The sequence below is a fragment of the Rhodococcus sp. DK176 genome, from assembly GCF_038447315.2.
In the GTDB taxonomy this organism is placed as follows: domain Bacteria; phylum Actinomycetota; class Actinomycetes; order Mycobacteriales; family Mycobacteriaceae; genus Rhodococcus_F; species Rhodococcus_F jostii_A.
This window is the reverse complement of sequence record NZ_CP118321.2, coordinates 2,282,543-2,298,696: the sequence shown is the minus strand read 5'-3', so window position 1 is coordinate 2,298,696 and position 16,154 is coordinate 2,282,543. Positions and strand designations below refer to the sequence as shown.

Below are 16,154 nucleotides of genomic sequence, written 5' to 3'. Positions count from 1 at the left end.
CCTACTGGGTCGATTATTCGGACTCACAATCGCGGCAAATCGGACTAATGGGGCGCATTGTGTTATGGGCGGCCTGCCGGATTGTTCTATCTTGTGACGGTGCCTGCCGAGATCCGAACCGCCGCGCTCGCCCACATCCGCGACCGGAAACTCCTCCAGACCCGATCGGTGGGGAAGACCGCGTTCTACATGGCAGGCGGAAAGATCGATCCGGGCGAGAATGCCGAACAGGCTCTGCACCGCGAGATCCGGGAGGAACTCGACGCCGGAATCGTCGACGGGACGCTCGAACATCTGGGGGTCTTCGAGGCGCCCGCGTACGGACATCCCGAGGGCACCGACCTGCACATGACCTGCTTCCTCGCCGAACTGAGCGCCGAGCCGCGGCCGACGAGCGAGATCGCCGAACTCCGGTACTTCACCGTCGACGAATACGCGGCCATGCCCGACGTCGCGCCCGGCTCGATGCTCGTGTTCCGCCGGCTGCAGGCGCTCGGCCTCCTCGACTAGCTGCCGTCCGGCGTACTGCGCCGCTCGTGCACCGAGTAGACGCAGAACGCGACGACGAGCAGCATCACGAAGCCGACGAGATGGTCGGACGCGGCGGTCGAGGCAGGCGACGATGGCAGACGGTGTTCGCTGCTCGCACCCGAGTAAACCACCCGGCTGCGGGGAACAGTGGTCGCCGCCACGAACACCAGCGACGCGAACGGCAACGCGAAACCGAGTACCGCGACCGGTGCCGACCCCGGCAGCGCGGCGGCGAGCGCGAAACCCGCACCGCAACCCAGCACGGCCAGCCGGATCAGCAGAGCGACTCCGTCGTCGCCGAAGTCGGGCCACACGGCGGCGAGCAGCGGAACGACGGCGGCAAGGCAGAGTCCCCACTGCGGGCGCCGCCACTTCGGCGGGACCCGGACCGCCACCGCGATACCCGCGGCGAGAGCGACGACGCCGACCGCCAGCAACGCAGGCGCGGGCGTCGTCACCCGCGGAGTCCGCAGGTCGTCGAGGACGAGCACGGCCGCGGCGGTGACACCGGTCGCGGCGAGAAGGAAGCGTCCGTCGATCCCCGGGAACCGGCGTGCGATTAGCACCGTGGCCGTCAGAATCACGGCGAGCGAGAACGCGACGATCAGCCAGACCGTCAGGGGTTCGCCGAATTCCTGATCGTCGATCCACGCCCCGAACAATCGGTTGAGCAGGGCGAGAGCCAGGGCCCCGACCAACGCGGTCAGCAGAGTCTTCCGGTCCGGACGCTGCACCCGGAACTGCGACCGCGCCACCACGGCCGATGCGAGCGCGAGCACGAGAACTCCGAGCAGCAGCCACTGCGGGGGTTCGCCGATCGCGGAGGTGCTCATACTCGCGGGCTCGACATACGCGGTGTCACTGCGCGGCAGTCGCTGCACACTCGCGAGAAGGAACGCGCTCGTGACACCGAGAGTCAGCGCCAGCTGCGACACCCAGCGACCCCACACCGCGGCGACCGCCGCGCCGAGCAGGAACCCGGCGGTCGCGGTCTTCGCGAAGTGCAGGGCGATCAGCGTGTCGACCCCGCCGGCATTCGGCACCGCCCAGCGCGCGCCGATCAGGGCGAGCGCGCACGCCGCCGCCAGGATCCACGACACTCGCCGGGAGCCGGACCGTTGCAGACCGGCCACCGCGACGACGGCGAGAACGAGAGCCACCACCACACCCGTCGGCTGGCTGCTGAGCCACCGCTCGATCTCCCGGTCGGACGCGTTGATCGTCCAGGCCCGGTTGCGGGGATTGGTGAGGACGAAACCGGCCAGTGCGCCGGACGCGAGAGCAGCTGCGGCCGACAGAGGTTCCCGGAAGTCCATTCGCTCACGGTACTCGAGCGGGTAGGAATGGAAATGGCGAACCCGGCGTTGGCACCGAAGGCGTGCCCGAGAACGACTCCGATCGAATACAACCGAGGCGAGGAGCCCACCTATGACGTCGATCAACGAGAAGGCCACCACCCTGCTGGGGCTGCACCAGCCCGGCAACCCCGTCATCCTGCCCACCGTGTGGGATGCCTGGTCCGCGAATCTGGCTGTGTCCGCTGGGTTTCAGGCGCTGACAGTCGGAAGCCACCCGGTATCCGACTCGATCGGCAAGCCCGACAACGAGGGGATCACGTTCGACGAGCTGCTGCACCGCATCTCGCAGATCACCGCAGCGGTGGAGTTGCCGCTGTCGGTCGACATCGAATCGGGATACGGGCTCGAGCCCGCCCGGCTGATCGAAGGTCTGATCGGCGCGGGAGCCGTGGGCCTGAACATCGAGGACACGGTCCACAGCGAGGGCGGGCGTCTCCGCGAACCGCAGGAGCACGCCGACTTCGTCGGAGGGCTGCGGCAGGCGGCCGACGCCGCCGGGGTCCACGTGGTCGTGAATGCGCGCACCGACCTGTTCGTGAAGCAGGTGGGCGACGAGTCCGACCGTGTCGACCGCGCGATCGCTCGGCTGAAGCTCGCCGCCGAGGCCGGGGCCGACGTGCTGTACCCCGTGGGCCGTCACGACGACGCCACCCAGAAGCGGCTCACGTCGGAGCTGCCGCTGCCCGTCAACGCCATCGGTCTGCCCGATCAGGACGATCCGGCGACCTTCGGGCCGCTCGGCGTCGCGCGGGTGAGCTTCGGGCCGTTCTTCCAGGCCGCCCTCGCCGCACACGCGGCCACGCTGCTCGGCCGCTGGTCCTGACCCGTGAGTACTTGTTAACCGCCCGCGGTTAACAAGTACTCACGGGCGCGACAGCGCATAGGACTCGAGGTGCGCCACTTGCTCGGGATCGAGTGAGGGGCGCACCTTTTCGCGTGCCTCGGCCACGTCGGCCGCGGTGACGTCGGCCGCGTCGATGTTCCGGCGCATGGCGGCCAGCGCGGCTTCCCGCAGCAGCGCCGAGCAGTCGGCGGCCGAGTAGCCGTCGAGGTCGTCGGCGAGGGCGTCGAGGTCGACGTCGTCGGCGAGGGGCACCGACTTCCCGGATGTGCGCAGGATCGCGCGGCGGGCCTCGCCGTCCGGCGGCGGCACGAACACCAGCCGCTCCAGGCGGCCGGGGCGCAGCAACGCGGGATCGATGAGGTCGGGACGGTTGGTGGCACCGACGACCACCACGTCGCGCAGCGGTTCGACGCCGTCGAGTTCGGTGAGCAGGGCGGCCACCACCCGGTCGGACACCCCGGAGTCGGAGCTCTGGCCGCGCCGCGGCGCGAGGGCGTCCACCTCGTCGAGGAAGATCAGCGACGGGGCCGAATCCCGTGCCCGCTGGAACAGTTCGCGGACCGCCTTCTCGGACGCGCCCACCCACTTGTCCATCAGCTCGGCGCCCTTGACGGCGTGCACACTCAGATGTCCCGAACTTGCCAGCGCCCGAACGAGATAGGTCTTGCCGCAACCGGGCGGACCGTACAGCAGCACTCCGCGCGGGGGATCGACGCCGAGGCGGGCGAACGAATCCGGATGCTGCAACGGCCACAGGACCGCCTCGGTCAGCGCCTGCTTGGTCTCCACCATGTCCCCGACGTCGTCGAGGGTGAGGGTGCCGATCGCGAGTTCCTCGCTGCCCGACCGCGACAGCGGGCGGATGACGTCGAGTGCGCCGAGCAGGTCGTCCTGTGTGAGTGCCGGGTCGACGGGTTTCCTGGCCGCGCGTGAAGCGGCGCGCAGGGCCGCTTCCCGGCACAGCGCGGCGAGGTCAGCGACGACGAATCCCGGTGTGCGGGCCGCGATCGCCTCGAGGGCGATGCCGTCGGTGGGGACCTTCCGCAGAAGCAGTTCCAGCAGCGCCCGGCGGGTGGAGCCGTCGGGCAGGGTCAGGGTGAGTTCACGGTCGCACAGGTCCTGCCCGCGCAACCTGGCGTCGACCGACTCCGGGTGCGCCGACGTCGCCACGAACGCGACCCCGACGGTGTCGACTGCGCGGCGGAGTTGTTCGACGATCAGCGCGGACACCGGCTCCGGGGTGGCAGGCAGCAGGGCATCGATGTCGGTGATCAGCAGGACGCCGCCGCTGCGGATCGCGTCGACCGCCGCCGTGACCCGCTGCAACCGTGAGTCGGCTTCCAACGCGCCGGCACTGGGCCCGTCGAGTTCGACCAGTCGCCGGGATGCGAGTACCGCTCGGGCGAGCGTCGCCTTCCCGACACCGGCGGGCCCGGTCACCAGGACACCCAGATGGGGTGAGGCCCCGAGCTTGCGGAGCAGTTCGGGTTCGTCGAGTGCCAGTCCGAGCCACTCGGTGAGTTTGGCTGCCTGCGTGTGGGCACCCACCAGGTCCTCGACCGGAACCGGGGGCACCTCCTCGGCGGGCCGGACGGGCGGCGCGGGCAACCGGGTCGGGGCCGCGGACACCGTTGCGCGCACACCCTCGCCCCACCCGACCGCGGTGTTGGGCTGCACGCTCACCGGACCGCCGGCCGGGTCGACCCCGGTGACGGTGAGCAACTCCGATGTCCACGCGACACCGAACGTCCGGGACAGTGCCTGCGTCGCGGGGGCGGTGCTGGTGCCGGGGCCCAGATCGCGGGGGAGCAGCGACACCGTGTCGCCGACCGTGAGGACCTTGCCGAGCAGGGCGTGACGCAGGGTGACGTCGGAGACGGAGTTGACGGCCAGATTCGACCCGCTGACCGTCACCGTCTTCCCGCCGTACACCGTCACCGGTGTCACGACGACCGTGCTGTTCTCCGTCAGCCCGGCGTTGGACAGCGTCACGTCGTCGAGGAGCGCAGTCCCGGTGGGGGTTCCGGCGGGCGCGCGACCCGCCACCGCGGCGGTGCGGCGCGCGCCGACGAGGGCGATCGCGTCCCACTCGCGGAGGCCGAGCGCGGCCAGGGCTTCCGGATGCAGCCGGACCACGCCGCGCCGGGTGTCGGCGGCCGAGGTGTTCAGTCGGACTGTGAGCGCGAGTTCCGGTGAGGTCACGCCGTCGAGCCTACGTGCGGGAGCGAACTATCGGGCCCGGGGACGGCGCAGTCCGAGCCGTGCGGCGGATCGCCTGCCGCGGGCGTCGGGCTGACGCCGGATGGCCCGCCGCTCTGACGGCTTGATGTCCCACGTCTCGGGTCGCGCGGCCACCCACCGCTTGGAGTGGACCGCGAACGGAATGTGCCCGAGGTACACCGCGACGAGCGCGATCAGCAGGATGTACGGGTAGGTGACCAGAGCCGCCGCCGCGAGCGCCACGAGGACGAGCAGACCGGCCGCCATGTGCGGGGGCACCGACACCGTCTTCAGCGCGAGCGTGGGGATCCGGCTGACGATCAGCGCCGCGGAGATCACGGTCCACGCCACGACGACGGGATACGACGACCACCAGCCGTCACCCCACTGCGCCGCGGCAGCCAGCGGGGTCAGCGCGACCAGCGCACCCGCGGGCGCCGGGACACCCGTGAAGTACTCGTTGGCGTAACCCGGCATGTCGTCCTCGTCGAGGAGCGTGTTGAACCGGGCCAGCCGCAGCACGATGCTCACCGCGTAGATCAGGGCGATGATCCAGCCGAAACTCTGACCGTCCAGCAGCGTGACGTAGAGGACCAGGGCCGGGGCGACGCCGAACGAGATGGAATCGGCGAGCGAATCCAGTTCGGCACCCATCTTGCTGGTGGCGTCGAGCATGCGCGCGATCCGGCCGTCGAGCGAGTCGAGGACCGCGGCCGCACCGATCATGGCCAACGCTGTTCCCAGGTCGCCGTCGAGCGCGAACTTGACGGCGGACAGCCCCGCGCACAGCGCGAGGATCGTGACCACGCTCGGCAGGAGCCGGACCGCCTGCTGGGGTCGACCTCTCCGCTGTTGCTTCGCGTTGGCGATCACGGCAGTTGAGCGATGACGGTCTCGGCACCGATCGTCCGTTGCCCTCGCTCGGCGAGCAACGTGGTGCCCGCCGGGAAGTACGTGTCGACGCGGGAACCGAACCGGATCAGGCCGTATGTGTCACCGATCGGGAGGGTGTCGCCGACCTTGGCGTCGCAGACGATCCGGCGGGCGAGCAGACCGGCGATCTGCACGACGGCGACGTCGTGGCCCTCCGGGGTGTGCAGCAGCATGCTGTTGCGTTCGTTGACCTCGCTGGCGTCGGCGAGATCGGCGGAGAGGAACTGGCCCGGCCGGTGGACGACCTTCGTGACCTCACCGCCGACAGGACTGCGCTGGACGTGCACGTCGAGCACGGACAGGAAGATGCTGACCCGGGGGAGCGGCTCGGTGCCCATGTCGAGTTCGGACGGCGGGACCGCGGAGTCGACGAGCGCGACCTCGCCGTCGGCGGGTGCGACTACGACGCCGACGCGGTTCGGCGGAACGCGGTGCGGATGCCGGAAGAACGCGGCGCACGCTGCGGCGGAGGTCAGCGCTCCGCGCCGGACCCACTTGCGCTTGCGGCCGAGGACGGCCACACCGAGGGGTGCGAGGACGAAGGGCAGCCCGGCCGGATGCAGGGGCGGAACTGCTCCGCGGACGAGGTCGACGATGTGCCCGACGCTCGTGGGTTGCTGGGTTCCGGGGGGTGTGGGCTTGCGTGCCACGGGCTCCTCTAACTGTGTCGGACGGACGTGCTGCCTGCGCGCCATCGCGCCGCACCCACAGATTACGTGAGCGCTACCGGCTGCAACGGCATCAGGAGAGAGTACGCACTCGCGCGGTCCGATGTGTGAATCGATCGTGGCCGGATGGCGAGGGGCGTGATGGGTCCACCCACCTGGAACGTCAACTGCTCACCCGGCAGCGCGTCGACGGCTTCGAGGAGAAAACCGGCATTCACCTGCACCTGGAAGAGTACGGGCTGCTCCGTTCCCTGCCTGCCGACGACGATCTCGCCCGACTCGAGAACGCCGAGATCCACCCGGTGGCCGGCGTCGGCGAGGAGTGCGCGCAGGTCCGCCGAGGAGAAGGTGTACTCGATTCCGCGGTCGAGGGGCGACAGACTGCGATGGTCGGGAAACGCACCGTCGACGAGACGGGTGCCGAGCTGTTCGGCGCCGCAGCGGAGGGTGATGCTGTCGGCGCCGACGACGACGGTCGCCGTGTCGTGGCGACGCAGCAGCCCGGCCGCGTCGTCCAGGAACGTGCACGGGACGACGGCGGAGATCGGTTCGTCCAGCGGTTCGAGGAGGGTCGCCGTTCCCACCGCCAGCCGGTAGCGGTCGGTGGTGACGAGCCGCAGCACGTCGTGGTCCGTTTCGAGGAGGCAGCCGCGCAACACCGGGAAGTCCGAGTCCGGGTCGGCGGCGAACCGCACCGAGCCGAACGCGGTGAGGAGGTCGGCGGTGCGGAGGACGACCGTGCACTCCCGGGTCGCTCGCGCCTCGAGCAGGCGGTGAATTTTCGTCAGTTCGCGCCGGGCGTCGTCGAGCCCCTTCTCGAGCCGGCCGAGATGCCGGTCGAGGAGTCCGTGGGCGTCCGTCCCGCTCAGCACGGCCGCCATGTCCTTCACCGGCACACCCACCCGGCGCATGGCGGCGACGAGGACCGCGGCGTCCACGTGCCGGTCGGCGTACCAGCGGTAGCCCGTCCGCGGGTCGACCGCGTGCGGGGTGAGCACGCCCGCCTTGTCGTAGAACCGCAGCGCGCTGACCGACAGACCGGACGCCCGGGCGAGTTCACCGATGCTGAGCACGGTGCTCACTCTGCCCCTGCGGTCCGACAGCCTCCGCGTCGAGTTCTGCGCGGAGTCGCTCGACGGCCCCGCGGATCATCCGGCCGTATCCGTTGTCGGTGAGGTGTTCGCAGCTCTGTGTGGCCCGATCGAGATGCTGGCGTGCCTCGGACGTCTGGCCGAGCGCGTGATGAGCGGCCGCGACGTTGAGGTGCAGCGACGGGTAGAACCCCGCGACCCGCAGCGAGGAGTGGTGCTGCCGAGCTCGGTCGTCGGTCAGCGAGTCGGCGGCGTGGAGGGCTCGCAGATCCCAGCGCAGCTCCTCGACGGGGTCGGTCTGGACGTCCGCCATGTAGTGGGCCAGCGTGACGACGTGCAACGGGTCCGGTGTGTCGGCGCCGGGACCGGCGAGGGCGTCCCACACCTCCTCGAAGATGCGCCGGGCGCCCTCCCGGTCACCCGCTACTGCCAGTTCCTGCCCCTGTGCGATCCTCGCCATGACGGCGTCCGGTGTGTCCATGCGGACCACGCTGGGGCCTCGACCAGGTCGAGGGTCAACCGGACTACGTGCGCTCGGCTGCCGACTTGATGCGGGCGAGGGTGGTGTTCATGCCGTTCACGAGGTCGACCTCGAAGTCCTCGTTGCCGCCGAGGACGGTCTTGACCAGGAACTGCGACACCTTCGACGTCCCGGTCGGGGCTTCGCGGCGCTCGGTGACCTTGGTTCCGCCCGCTGTCGGCTCGAGTTCGTACGACCAGATGGTGCGGTTCTCGAGGATCCGGAACGCGATGGCCTTGTTCGGCTGGAACTTCACGACCTTCGACGTGGTCGGCCACACGAGGAAGCCTTTGCGGTTGATGTTGACGGTTTTGGTGCCCTCTTCGACGACGCCACCGAGGACGCGCATCGTGCGGCACTGGGGGCTCCATTCGCCCATCCGCTTCAGATCCGACACGACGGCCCACACGTCTTGCGGGGTCGCGTCGATGTCGATGCTTGCTTCGAGGGTGTTTGCCATCGGCTGTCTCCAGTCAGGGAAGGTGGTACGTGAGGTAACAATTACTTTGGCGCCATACTAGGCGCTCGGGCCCGGGCCGTGTGCGGTAGGTCACTGAATTCTCCTCCGACCGCAGTTTTTCCAGCACTTCCGCGCGCCTCATCGAAACCGTGTAACCAAAGGGGCACGATGGGCGATGAGTCAAGAGCGCGACGAAATGTCGCCGGTGCAATGGCGCAAATGGAAAGTTGTCGAGTCGGTGTTCGGAAGTGATCGGTAGTGAATGTTCATTCGATCCTGCGGTGGGACCGCAGCCCTCTCCCTCTACTCGAATCAGCCCGATTGCAAGGACGTCCGTCCTCGTGGCCGAGTGAAAAACTCGAACGTCTGATGACGCCACGCGAAATCGAGGAAGCTCTCCGCGGCCGGTTGTAGACGCCGTCGTCGCTCCCGCAATCTCGTCACGCTCCTTCCGGCCCCGGGGGAGACTGGGGTTGTGGGAGCCGAAGAGTCTGTCGTGGTCGGGACCGGAGCGGTCTCCGCCGAAGAAGTGATCCGAGTGGCGCGTCGAGGCGCCCCGGTGCGGATCTCACGGGACGCGATGTCGGCCATGGCGGAAACCCGGAAGCGCATCGAGGCGCAGGCCGAGGACCCGAAGCCCGTGTACGGGATCTCGACGGGTTTCGGGGCCCTCGCCACCCGGCACATACCTTTTGCGCTCCGGACGCAGCTGCAGCGCAGCCTGGTCCGCTCGCATGCCGCCGGAAACGGCCCCGAGGTGGAACGCGAGGTGGTGCGGGCGCTGATGCTGCTGCGGCTGTCGACCCTGGCCACCGGCAGGACCGGCGCGCGGCCGGAAGTCGCGCAGGTGTACGCGTCGCTCCTGTCGGCCGGCATCACACCCGTGGTCCACGAATACGGGAGCCTCGGATGCTCGGGCGATCTGGCGCCGCTGGCCCATGTCGCGCTCGCGGTGATCGGTGAGGGCACGGTGCGGGATGCGGACGGAGCACTCGTGCCCGCGGCGACGGCACTGTCCGCTGCCGGCATCGAACCCGTCGTGCTCGAGGAGAAGGAGGGTCTCGCCCTGATCAACGGCACCGACGGCATGCTCGGCATGCTGCTGCTGGCGTGCGAGGACCTGCACGGGCTCCTCCGACTGGCCGACGTCACGGCGGCGATGAGCGTGGAGGCGCTGCTGGGCACCGACCGGGTGTTCGCCCCGGACCTGCAGGCGCTCCGGCCGCACCCCGGACAGGCCCACGCCGCCGCGAACATGGTCCGGTTGCTCGCCGGCTCGGAGATCGTCGAGAGTCACGCCAATCCGTCCTGCACCGTGGTGCAGGACGCCTACTCGTTGCGGTGCGCCCCGCAGGTCGCCGGGGCGGCGCGGGACACGCTCGCGCACGCCGAGCGGGTGGCGTCGTGGGAACTGGCGAGCGCGATCGACAACCCGGTGGTGACGCTGGACGGGCGGGTGGAGTCGAACGGCAATTTCCACGGGGCGCCGGTCGGGTACGTGCTGGACTTCCTGGCGATCGTCGTCGCGGATGTGGCGAGCATGAGCGAGCGCCGCACCGACCGCTTCCTCGACGTGGCCCGCAATCACGGGCTGCCCCCGTTCCTGGCCGACGACCCCGGGGTGGACAGCGGCCACATGATCGCGCAGTACACCCAGGCGGCGATCGTCTCGGAGCTGAAGCGGCTGGCGGCGCCGGCGAGTGTGGACTCGATTCCGTCGTCGGCGATGCAGGAGGACCACGTGTCGATGGGGTGGTCGGCGGCCCGGAAGCTGCGCCGGGCCATCGACGGACTGACCCGGGTGCTCGCCATCGAGGCGTTGACAGCGGCTCGCGCGCTCGACCTGCGTGCCCCGCTCGCACCGTCACCGGCGACGGGTGCGGTGCGGGACACGATCCGTGAGCACGTCGCCGGACCGGGGACCGACCGTCACCTCGCGCCGGAGATCGAGGCCGCAGTCACCCTCGCCTCGTCCGGCGCGCTGGTCGCGAGCGCGGAGTCGGTGGTGGGAAAGCTGGACTGACCGGGGCGCTCGACGGCTCCGTTGATGTCGCGAGTCTTGCGAACTACCGTGGAATGCAGGAGATGGTCCTCATGACTCTCGCGGAGTTCGACACACGCAGGAAGACCGTCGGCACGGACCGTGGTCCGGTCAGCTACTTCGATTCCGGCACCGGCCGTGTGGCGTTCTTCATCCACGGCGTCGGGACCTCCGGCTACCTCTGGCGCAACGTGATCAGTCAGCTCGAGGGAGAAAGACGGTGCGTCGCCCTCGACCTTCCGCTGCACGGTCACACCCCCGCCGCGCCCGATCAGGACTTCACGCTGGGCGCACTCGCCGACGTCGTCGCGGCCACGTGCGACGCCCTGGGGCTGCTCGAGGTCGACGTGGTTGCCAACGATACCGGCGGAGCGGTCGCGCAGATCTTCGCGGCCCGGCACCCCGACAGGTTGTCGTCGCTGACGTTGACGAACTGCGAAACCCATGACAACGTGCCGCCGAAGGCGTTCCTTCCCGCCGTGCTGCTCGCGCGGGCGGGACTGCTCGCCCGGATTGCGCCACCACTGGCGAGGAACGTGTCGAGGGCTCGTAAACTGTTGTACGGCAGTGGGTATCAGAACGTGCGATCACTGCCGGAGGAAGTCGTGGCCTCGTACGTCGAGCCGCTCCTCGGCACCCACGGCCGAGCGTTGCTCTTCCAGCGCTGGATCGCGTCCCTCCATCCACGCGACCTACTCGCGGTCGAGCCGGACCTCGCGGCACTCGAGGTCCCCACACTCGTCGTGTGGGGCACCGGAGACAGGTTCTTCCGGACGAAGTGGGCCTACTGGCTGCGCGACCTCATCCCGGGAGCACGGGAAGTCGTGGAGATCCGGGGTGGCAAGTTGTTCTTCCCCGACGAACGTTCGCGCGAACTGGTCGTCGAGTTGCGCAGATTCTGGGCAGCTCGTTCCTGAGCCGCGCTCAGCGCAGCGGGTCGAAATGCCGCATGACGCCGGGAACCTCGCCGCCGGTCATGGAGTCGGCCATCATGCGCCCGGTGAGCGGGCCCAGGGCGATGCCCCACATTCCGTGACCGCCCGCCACGTGCACGCGGGGGGAGCGGGTGGCGCCGACGAGCGGAAGTCCGTCGGTGGTGCAGGGCCGGGATCCGACCCACTCCTCCTGACGCGACTCCCAGTCGATGCCGGTGAACATGGGCGTCGCGGCCTCGATGATCGCCCGGACCCGACGCGGGTCGAGAGGTGCGTCGGGACTGCGGAATTCCATCATTCCGGCGACACGGAAACGGTCGTGCAGCGGCGTGCACGCCACTCGCTGGGTGGGGAAGTAGATCGGGTTCTTCGGCATCTGCTCGGGCTGGACGCTGAAGCTGTAGCCGCGGCCGGCCTGTACCAGGGCGCGGACACCGAACGGGCGGGCGAGAGCATTGAGGCGTGCGCCGCTGGCGATGACGACGGCATCGGCGGCGACCGCGTCGCCGGTGGCCGAGACCAGGCTGACCCCCGACCGTCCTCGATCCTGCACAGCGGCCACGTCGAAACCGGACCTGATGTCGCCGCCCCGGGCCCGGACGGCGTCGGCGAGTGAGTGCACGAAGCGCGGCGGGTCGATGAAGCGCTGGTTGCGCAGCCTCAGACCGGAGTGCACGCCGTCGCCGAGACTCGGCTCGAGAGAGTGGATCTCGTCCCTGTCGACGCGGTCGTACTCGACCTCGCCGCCTGCGGCCTCGACGTGACGGAACTCGTCGACGAGCGCTTCGCGGTCCTCGTCCGACTTGAACGCGGTGAGGAACGGGTCGGCGAGATGCGTGTGCTCCCGCACGCCGCCGTCCGCGAGTTCGTCGTAGGCGCCCAGGGAGATCCGGTTGACCTCGGCGTACACCTTCATCGCGTCCTCCCACCGGGAGGGCGTGCAGTGCCGGGCGAAGCCGACGAGGAAACGCACCAGGCGCAGATCGGTCGTGAAGGGAACGTAGACCGGCGACGACGGATTCAGCATTGCGCGCAGCCCGTACTTCAACACGGCGGGCTCGGGCAGCGGCAGCGTCAATGCCGGTGCGAGCCAACCCGCGTTGCCCCAGGACGCGTCCGACGCGACACTCTCACGGTCGACGACCGTGACGCGCACGCCGCGCTCCTGGAGGAACCACGCCGTGGACAATCCGACGACGCCTGCTCCGACGATCGCGACGTGGTCAGGGCGCTGCACTGTGCTCATGACTCCATCATGGGTCGGCGACGGCGCCGGGGGAGTAGCCGTTCGGCCAGTCCCCGACAGTGCCCCCTGTGCAATCGGCCAGGGGTCACATGGCCCGCAGTCCCGTCAGCTTCAGATGCAACATCAGGATGAGCCGGGTGTCCGCGTCGGAGAGGTCCACGTCGCACGAATCGACGCAGCGTCGCAGCCGGTTCCTCAGGGTGTTGGGGTGCACGTGCAGCGCGGCCGCCGCATCCGCGACGTCGCCGCCGTGGGTAAGGAAGGCGCGGGCCGTGGCCACGAGATCGGTCCCGTGCTGCTCGTCGTGCCGGGTGAGCGCGGCGAGCGGGGTGAGCTCGCCCAGGCCGTCGAAGATGTCCGCGACACGCAACGCCAGCACGGACGCGAGACTGTCCCGCATCGTCCCGACGACACCGCCGGACCGGGCGTGCTGCAGGACGGTGAGGACCCGGTCGGCGTCCCCTCGCGACAGGTGAGCCTGGCTGGCCGTCGTCACTTCGCGTCCGACGGCGACCACGAACGCCGCCCCGCTGCGGGCGCGACCGAGGAAGTTCTCGGCGAGGCGCCGGACGTCCTTCTCCGACGCGGCGATGACCACGTAGATGACGTCGTCGAGCTGGGCGGCGACCGAATCGACCGCCAACGTGTCGAGGTACAGGCCGAGGGAGGCGAGCAAACCGGACGGCAGCGAGCGCCCGATCGTGACCGGGGCGGCCGCCGCGACGGTCAACCTTCCCTCCAACCGGAGGTCGTCGGCGGCGCGGAAGGCGGGCTCGCCGCCGTTGATCAGCGCACGCACCCGATCCACCTGCATCCGGCGCGTCACGTCCACCCGTTCGCGCTCCGCCGCGATGTGCTCTGCGACGACAGGCACCGCGGACCGCAGGATCGATTCCTGTTCCGGGGTGGGGGCGGACGTCATCGCCGCCCAGATGGACCCGACCGACCGTCCCGCGTCCCGCACCGCGATCACCGCGCGGGGAGTCATGTTCGGCATCCGCATGTCCACGTAGAAGACGTCGGTGTCGCGGTGCAGGCGCTCGAAGACGCCGGCGTCCGCGAGGAGCTGCCGATACTTCCCGGGCACCTGCCGTCCCAGAATGGTCTCGATGCGGGCTTGGTCCACGGCCTGCTCGCCGCTCGAATAGGCCAGAACCGTCGAGTTCTCGTCCTCGATCGTGATCGGCGCGCCGATCAGCTCGGCCAGCGACCCCGCCACCGTGAACAGGTCTTCACCGCGCAGGTCCATGCCTGGGAGCCTAGTTGCCGGGGACGGTCCGGCCCGGTCTTCGCGGCGACACCGTGTCCTCGAGACACGGGCCTCCTGGTTCTGGCGGTGGCCACCCCACACGGGCATTGTGGGGGTATGGCGGCGGCGCAGGGCGGAACCGGAACGATGGCCGCGTGGCGCGTGGTCGCGCCGGGCCCCGTCGCGGGCCACCCGGTGGAACTCGGACGCGAGACGGTTCCCGAGCCGGGAACGGGCGAACTTCTCGTGAAGGTGCTGGCGTGCGGAGTGTGCCGCACCGACCTGCACGTGACCGAAGGGGACCTGCCCGTGCACCGGCCCCGGGTGATTCCCGGCCACGAGGTGGTGGGGGAGGTTGCCGCACTGGGCGATTCGGTGTCGGGGTCCTTCGCTGTCGGCGACCGGGTGGGAATCGCCTGGCTGCGTCACACCTGCGGACACTGCGCGGCCTGCTTGCGCGGCGCGGAGAACCTGTGCAGGCAGTCGCAGTACACGGGATGGGATGCGGACGGCGGATACGCCGAATTCGCGACGGTCCCGGCCGACTACGCGCTGCACCTGCCGGAGGGCTACTCGGACGCCGAACTCGCACCCCTGCTGTGCGCCGGGATCATCGGCTACCGGGCACTCGAACGTGCCACGGTCCCCGACGGCGGCGCACTGGGCATCTACGGGTTCGGCGGCAGCGCGCACCTCACCGCCCAGGTCGCGTCGATCCGCGGCGCCCGCGTGCACGTCATGACGCGTGGGGCGGAGGCCCGTGCGCTGGCGCAGCGACTCGGGGCGACGTCCGTGCAGGGTGTGCGCGACGTGCCGCCGGAACCCCTCGACTCCGCGATTCTGTTCGCGCCGGTAGGCGATCTGGTGCCCGTGGCGATGGAGGCGCTCGCCGACGGCGGCACCCTCGCGGTCGCGGGGATCCACCTCACCGACATTCCCGCGCTCGAGTATCAGAAGCATCTGTTCCGGGAACGGCAGATCCGCAGCGTCACCGCCAATACCCGTTCGGATTCCGTCGAATTCCTGCGCATCGCAGCGGAACACCGGCTGAGTATCGACATCCACCCGTACCCACTCGACCGCGCCGACCGGGCCCTGCGCGACCTGGCCGGCGGAAAGTTCAGCGGTGCAGCAGTTCTCGAGCCGTAGAGGGAGAGAGATATGAGCGAACATGCAGGGGCGCCCGTGGTCGTCGGTATCGATGGTTCACGCGCCGCGCTCGACGCGGCGCGCTGGGCCGCGGGCACGGCGGTCCGGCTCGACGCCCCACTCCTGCTCGCCCACACCTACCCGGACGAGGCCACGTTCTACAACGGCACCGCGATGATGATCGACGCCCAGTTCATCCAGGAACTGCGCGAGGACGGCAACTCGATGCTCGACGCCACCACCGCTGCCGTCCTGCAGGACCACCCCGGACTCGCCGTCGAGCGCGACGTCCGATCCGGGTCGGCGGCGTCCCACCTGATCGAGTTGTCGAGGGCGGCGCGGATCGTGGCGCTCGGCGCGCAGGGTGCCGGCGCGGTCACCGACTACCTCCTCGGGTCCACGGTGCTCCGGACGGTCAATCACGCGCACAGTCCCGTCGCGGTCGTCCGGGGAGCGCCCGCGACGGCCTCACCGGACACCCGACCGATCGTCGTCGGCGTGGACGGCAGCCAGGTCAGCGAGAAGGCCGTCGAGGAGGCGTTCGCACTCGCGTCCGCGTTCGGCGTGGGTCTGGACGTGGTGCACGCGTGGAGCGGTGAGAAGCAGCACGGCCTCGCCCATGCGTCGAAGTACGTGGACTGGACCGCCTACGAGGAAGGGGAGAAGGCCGTCGTGTCCGAATGCCTCGCCGGCATCCGGGACGAGTACCCGGACGTGCCGGTGAACGAGGTGACGACACAGGGGGTGTCCGCCGACGTCCTCCTGCGGCACGCGACGACGGCGCAACTGCTGGTGGTCGGAAGCCACGGCCGGGGCAAGGTGATGGGTGCCCTGCTCGGATCCGTCAGCCAGAATCTGGTGCACCGCGCTCCCTGCCCCGTCCTCGTCTGCCGGGCTGGGCAGTGACAC

General features: G+C 69.9%; 15 protein-coding genes. 6 read left to right on the top strand and 9 right to left on the bottom strand.

Going from position 1 to position 16,154, the window contains the following annotated elements; genetic code table 11:
- The first annotated feature begins 93 nt into the window (after nucleotides 1-93).
- Nucleotides 94-510 carry an NUDIX hydrolase gene (locus PSR88_RS10930; protein WP_009474834.1) on the top strand — a complete coding sequence of 139 codons (417 nt, stop codon included), beginning with the start codon at nucleotides 94-96 and terminating at the stop codon, nucleotides 508-510.
- Here PSR88_RS10930 and PSR88_RS10925 read toward each other — a convergent pair.
- Nucleotides 507-1,847, bottom strand: coding sequence for a hypothetical protein (locus PSR88_RS10925; protein WP_009474833.1), 1,341 nt, complete (start codon nucleotides 1,845-1,847; stop codon nucleotides 507-509). The genes PSR88_RS10930 and PSR88_RS10925 overlap by 4 nt on opposite strands.
- 112 nt (nucleotides 1,848-1,959) lie before the next feature.
- On the opposite strand from PSR88_RS10925, the gene PSR88_RS10920 reads away from it, so the two are divergent.
- On the top strand, nucleotides 1,960-2,712 hold the full coding sequence (locus tag PSR88_RS10920) for an isocitrate lyase/phosphoenolpyruvate mutase family protein (RefSeq protein ID WP_016882712.1): 753 nt from the start codon (nucleotides 1,960-1,962) through the stop codon (nucleotides 2,710-2,712).
- Between the two features lie 39 nt (nucleotides 2,713-2,751).
- On the opposite strand, the gene PSR88_RS10915 is transcribed toward PSR88_RS10920, so the two are convergent.
- The 6 genes from PSR88_RS10915 to PSR88_RS10890 all read right to left on the bottom strand — a co-directional run bounded on the left by PSR88_RS10915 (nucleotide 2,752) and on the right by PSR88_RS10890 (nucleotide 8,625).
- The gene (locus PSR88_RS10915) at nucleotides 2,752-4,935 is read right to left on the bottom strand and encodes an AAA family ATPase (protein WP_009474831.1); all 2,184 of its coding nucleotides are present in this window, start codon (nucleotides 4,933-4,935) and stop codon (nucleotides 2,752-2,754) included.
- 27 nt (nucleotides 4,936-4,962) lie between these two features.
- A complete protein-coding gene (pssA, locus tag PSR88_RS10910) occupies nucleotides 4,963-5,826 on the bottom strand; it encodes a CDP-diacylglycerol--serine O-phosphatidyltransferase (RefSeq protein ID WP_005251763.1) in 864 nt (287 codons plus the stop codon).
- Nucleotides 5,823-6,536, bottom strand: coding sequence for a phosphatidylserine decarboxylase (locus PSR88_RS10905; protein WP_009474830.1), 714 nt, complete (start codon nucleotides 6,534-6,536; stop codon nucleotides 5,823-5,825). The genes pssA and PSR88_RS10905 overlap by 4 nt, the downstream gene beginning before the upstream one ends.
- 62 nt (nucleotides 6,537-6,598) lie before the next feature.
- Nucleotides 6,599-7,636 (bottom strand): MerR family DNA-binding transcriptional regulator, encoded by a 1,038-nt coding sequence (locus tag PSR88_RS10900; RefSeq protein ID WP_016882713.1) that lies wholly within the window; start codon nucleotides 7,634-7,636, stop codon nucleotides 6,599-6,601.
- Nucleotides 7,611-8,135, bottom strand: coding sequence for a tetratricopeptide repeat protein (locus PSR88_RS10895; RefSeq protein WP_011594969.1), 525 nt, complete (start codon nucleotides 8,133-8,135; stop codon nucleotides 7,611-7,613). Before PSR88_RS10895 ends, PSR88_RS10900 begins: the two co-directional genes overlap by 26 nt.
- A 34-nt stretch (nucleotides 8,136-8,169) precedes the next feature.
- Nucleotides 8,170-8,625: an SRPBCC family protein gene (locus tag PSR88_RS10890; RefSeq protein WP_009474827.1), complete on the bottom strand. Its 456-nt coding sequence runs from the start codon at nucleotides 8,623-8,625 to the stop codon at nucleotides 8,170-8,172.
- A 475-nt stretch (nucleotides 8,626-9,100) separates the two neighbouring features.
- On the opposite strand from PSR88_RS10890, the gene hutH reads away from it, so the two are divergent.
- Nucleotides 9,101-10,648 (top strand): histidine ammonia-lyase, encoded by a 1,548-nt coding sequence (gene hutH / locus PSR88_RS10885; protein ID WP_011594967.1) that lies wholly within the window; start codon nucleotides 9,101-9,103, stop codon nucleotides 10,646-10,648.
- Nucleotides 10,649-10,719: 71 nt separating this feature from the next.
- Complete coding sequence (locus PSR88_RS10880; protein ID WP_029539297.1) at nucleotides 10,720-11,583, top strand: alpha/beta fold hydrolase; 864 nt, start codon at nucleotides 10,720-10,722, stop codon at nucleotides 11,581-11,583.
- Between the two features lie 7 nt (nucleotides 11,584-11,590).
- On the opposite strand, the gene PSR88_RS10875 is transcribed toward PSR88_RS10880, so the two are convergent.
- Together PSR88_RS10875 and PSR88_RS10870 are read right to left on the bottom strand one after the other, a co-directional pair.
- On the bottom strand, nucleotides 11,591-12,847 hold the full coding sequence (locus tag PSR88_RS10875; RefSeq protein ID WP_016882715.1) for an NAD(P)/FAD-dependent oxidoreductase: 1,257 nt from the start codon (nucleotides 12,845-12,847) through the stop codon (nucleotides 11,591-11,593).
- 85 nt (nucleotides 12,848-12,932) lie between these two features.
- Nucleotides 12,933-14,096, bottom strand: a complete 1,164-nt coding sequence (locus PSR88_RS10870; RefSeq protein ID WP_029539299.1) for a helix-turn-helix domain-containing protein — start codon at nucleotides 14,094-14,096, stop codon at nucleotides 12,933-12,935.
- A 147-nt stretch (nucleotides 14,097-14,243) separates the two neighbouring features.
- Between PSR88_RS10870 and PSR88_RS10865 the strand changes: the two genes are divergently transcribed.
- Both PSR88_RS10865 and PSR88_RS10860 read left to right on the top strand, forming a co-directional pair.
- Complete coding sequence (locus PSR88_RS10865) at nucleotides 14,244-15,245, top strand: zinc-binding alcohol dehydrogenase family protein (protein ID WP_192815073.1); 1,002 nt, start codon at nucleotides 14,244-14,246, stop codon at nucleotides 15,243-15,245.
- A gap of 12 nt (nucleotides 15,246-15,257) precedes the next feature.
- A complete protein-coding gene (locus PSR88_RS10860; RefSeq protein WP_016882718.1) occupies nucleotides 15,258-16,151 on the top strand; it encodes a universal stress protein in 894 nt (297 codons plus the stop codon).
- Nucleotides 16,152-16,154: the final 3 nt, after the last annotated feature.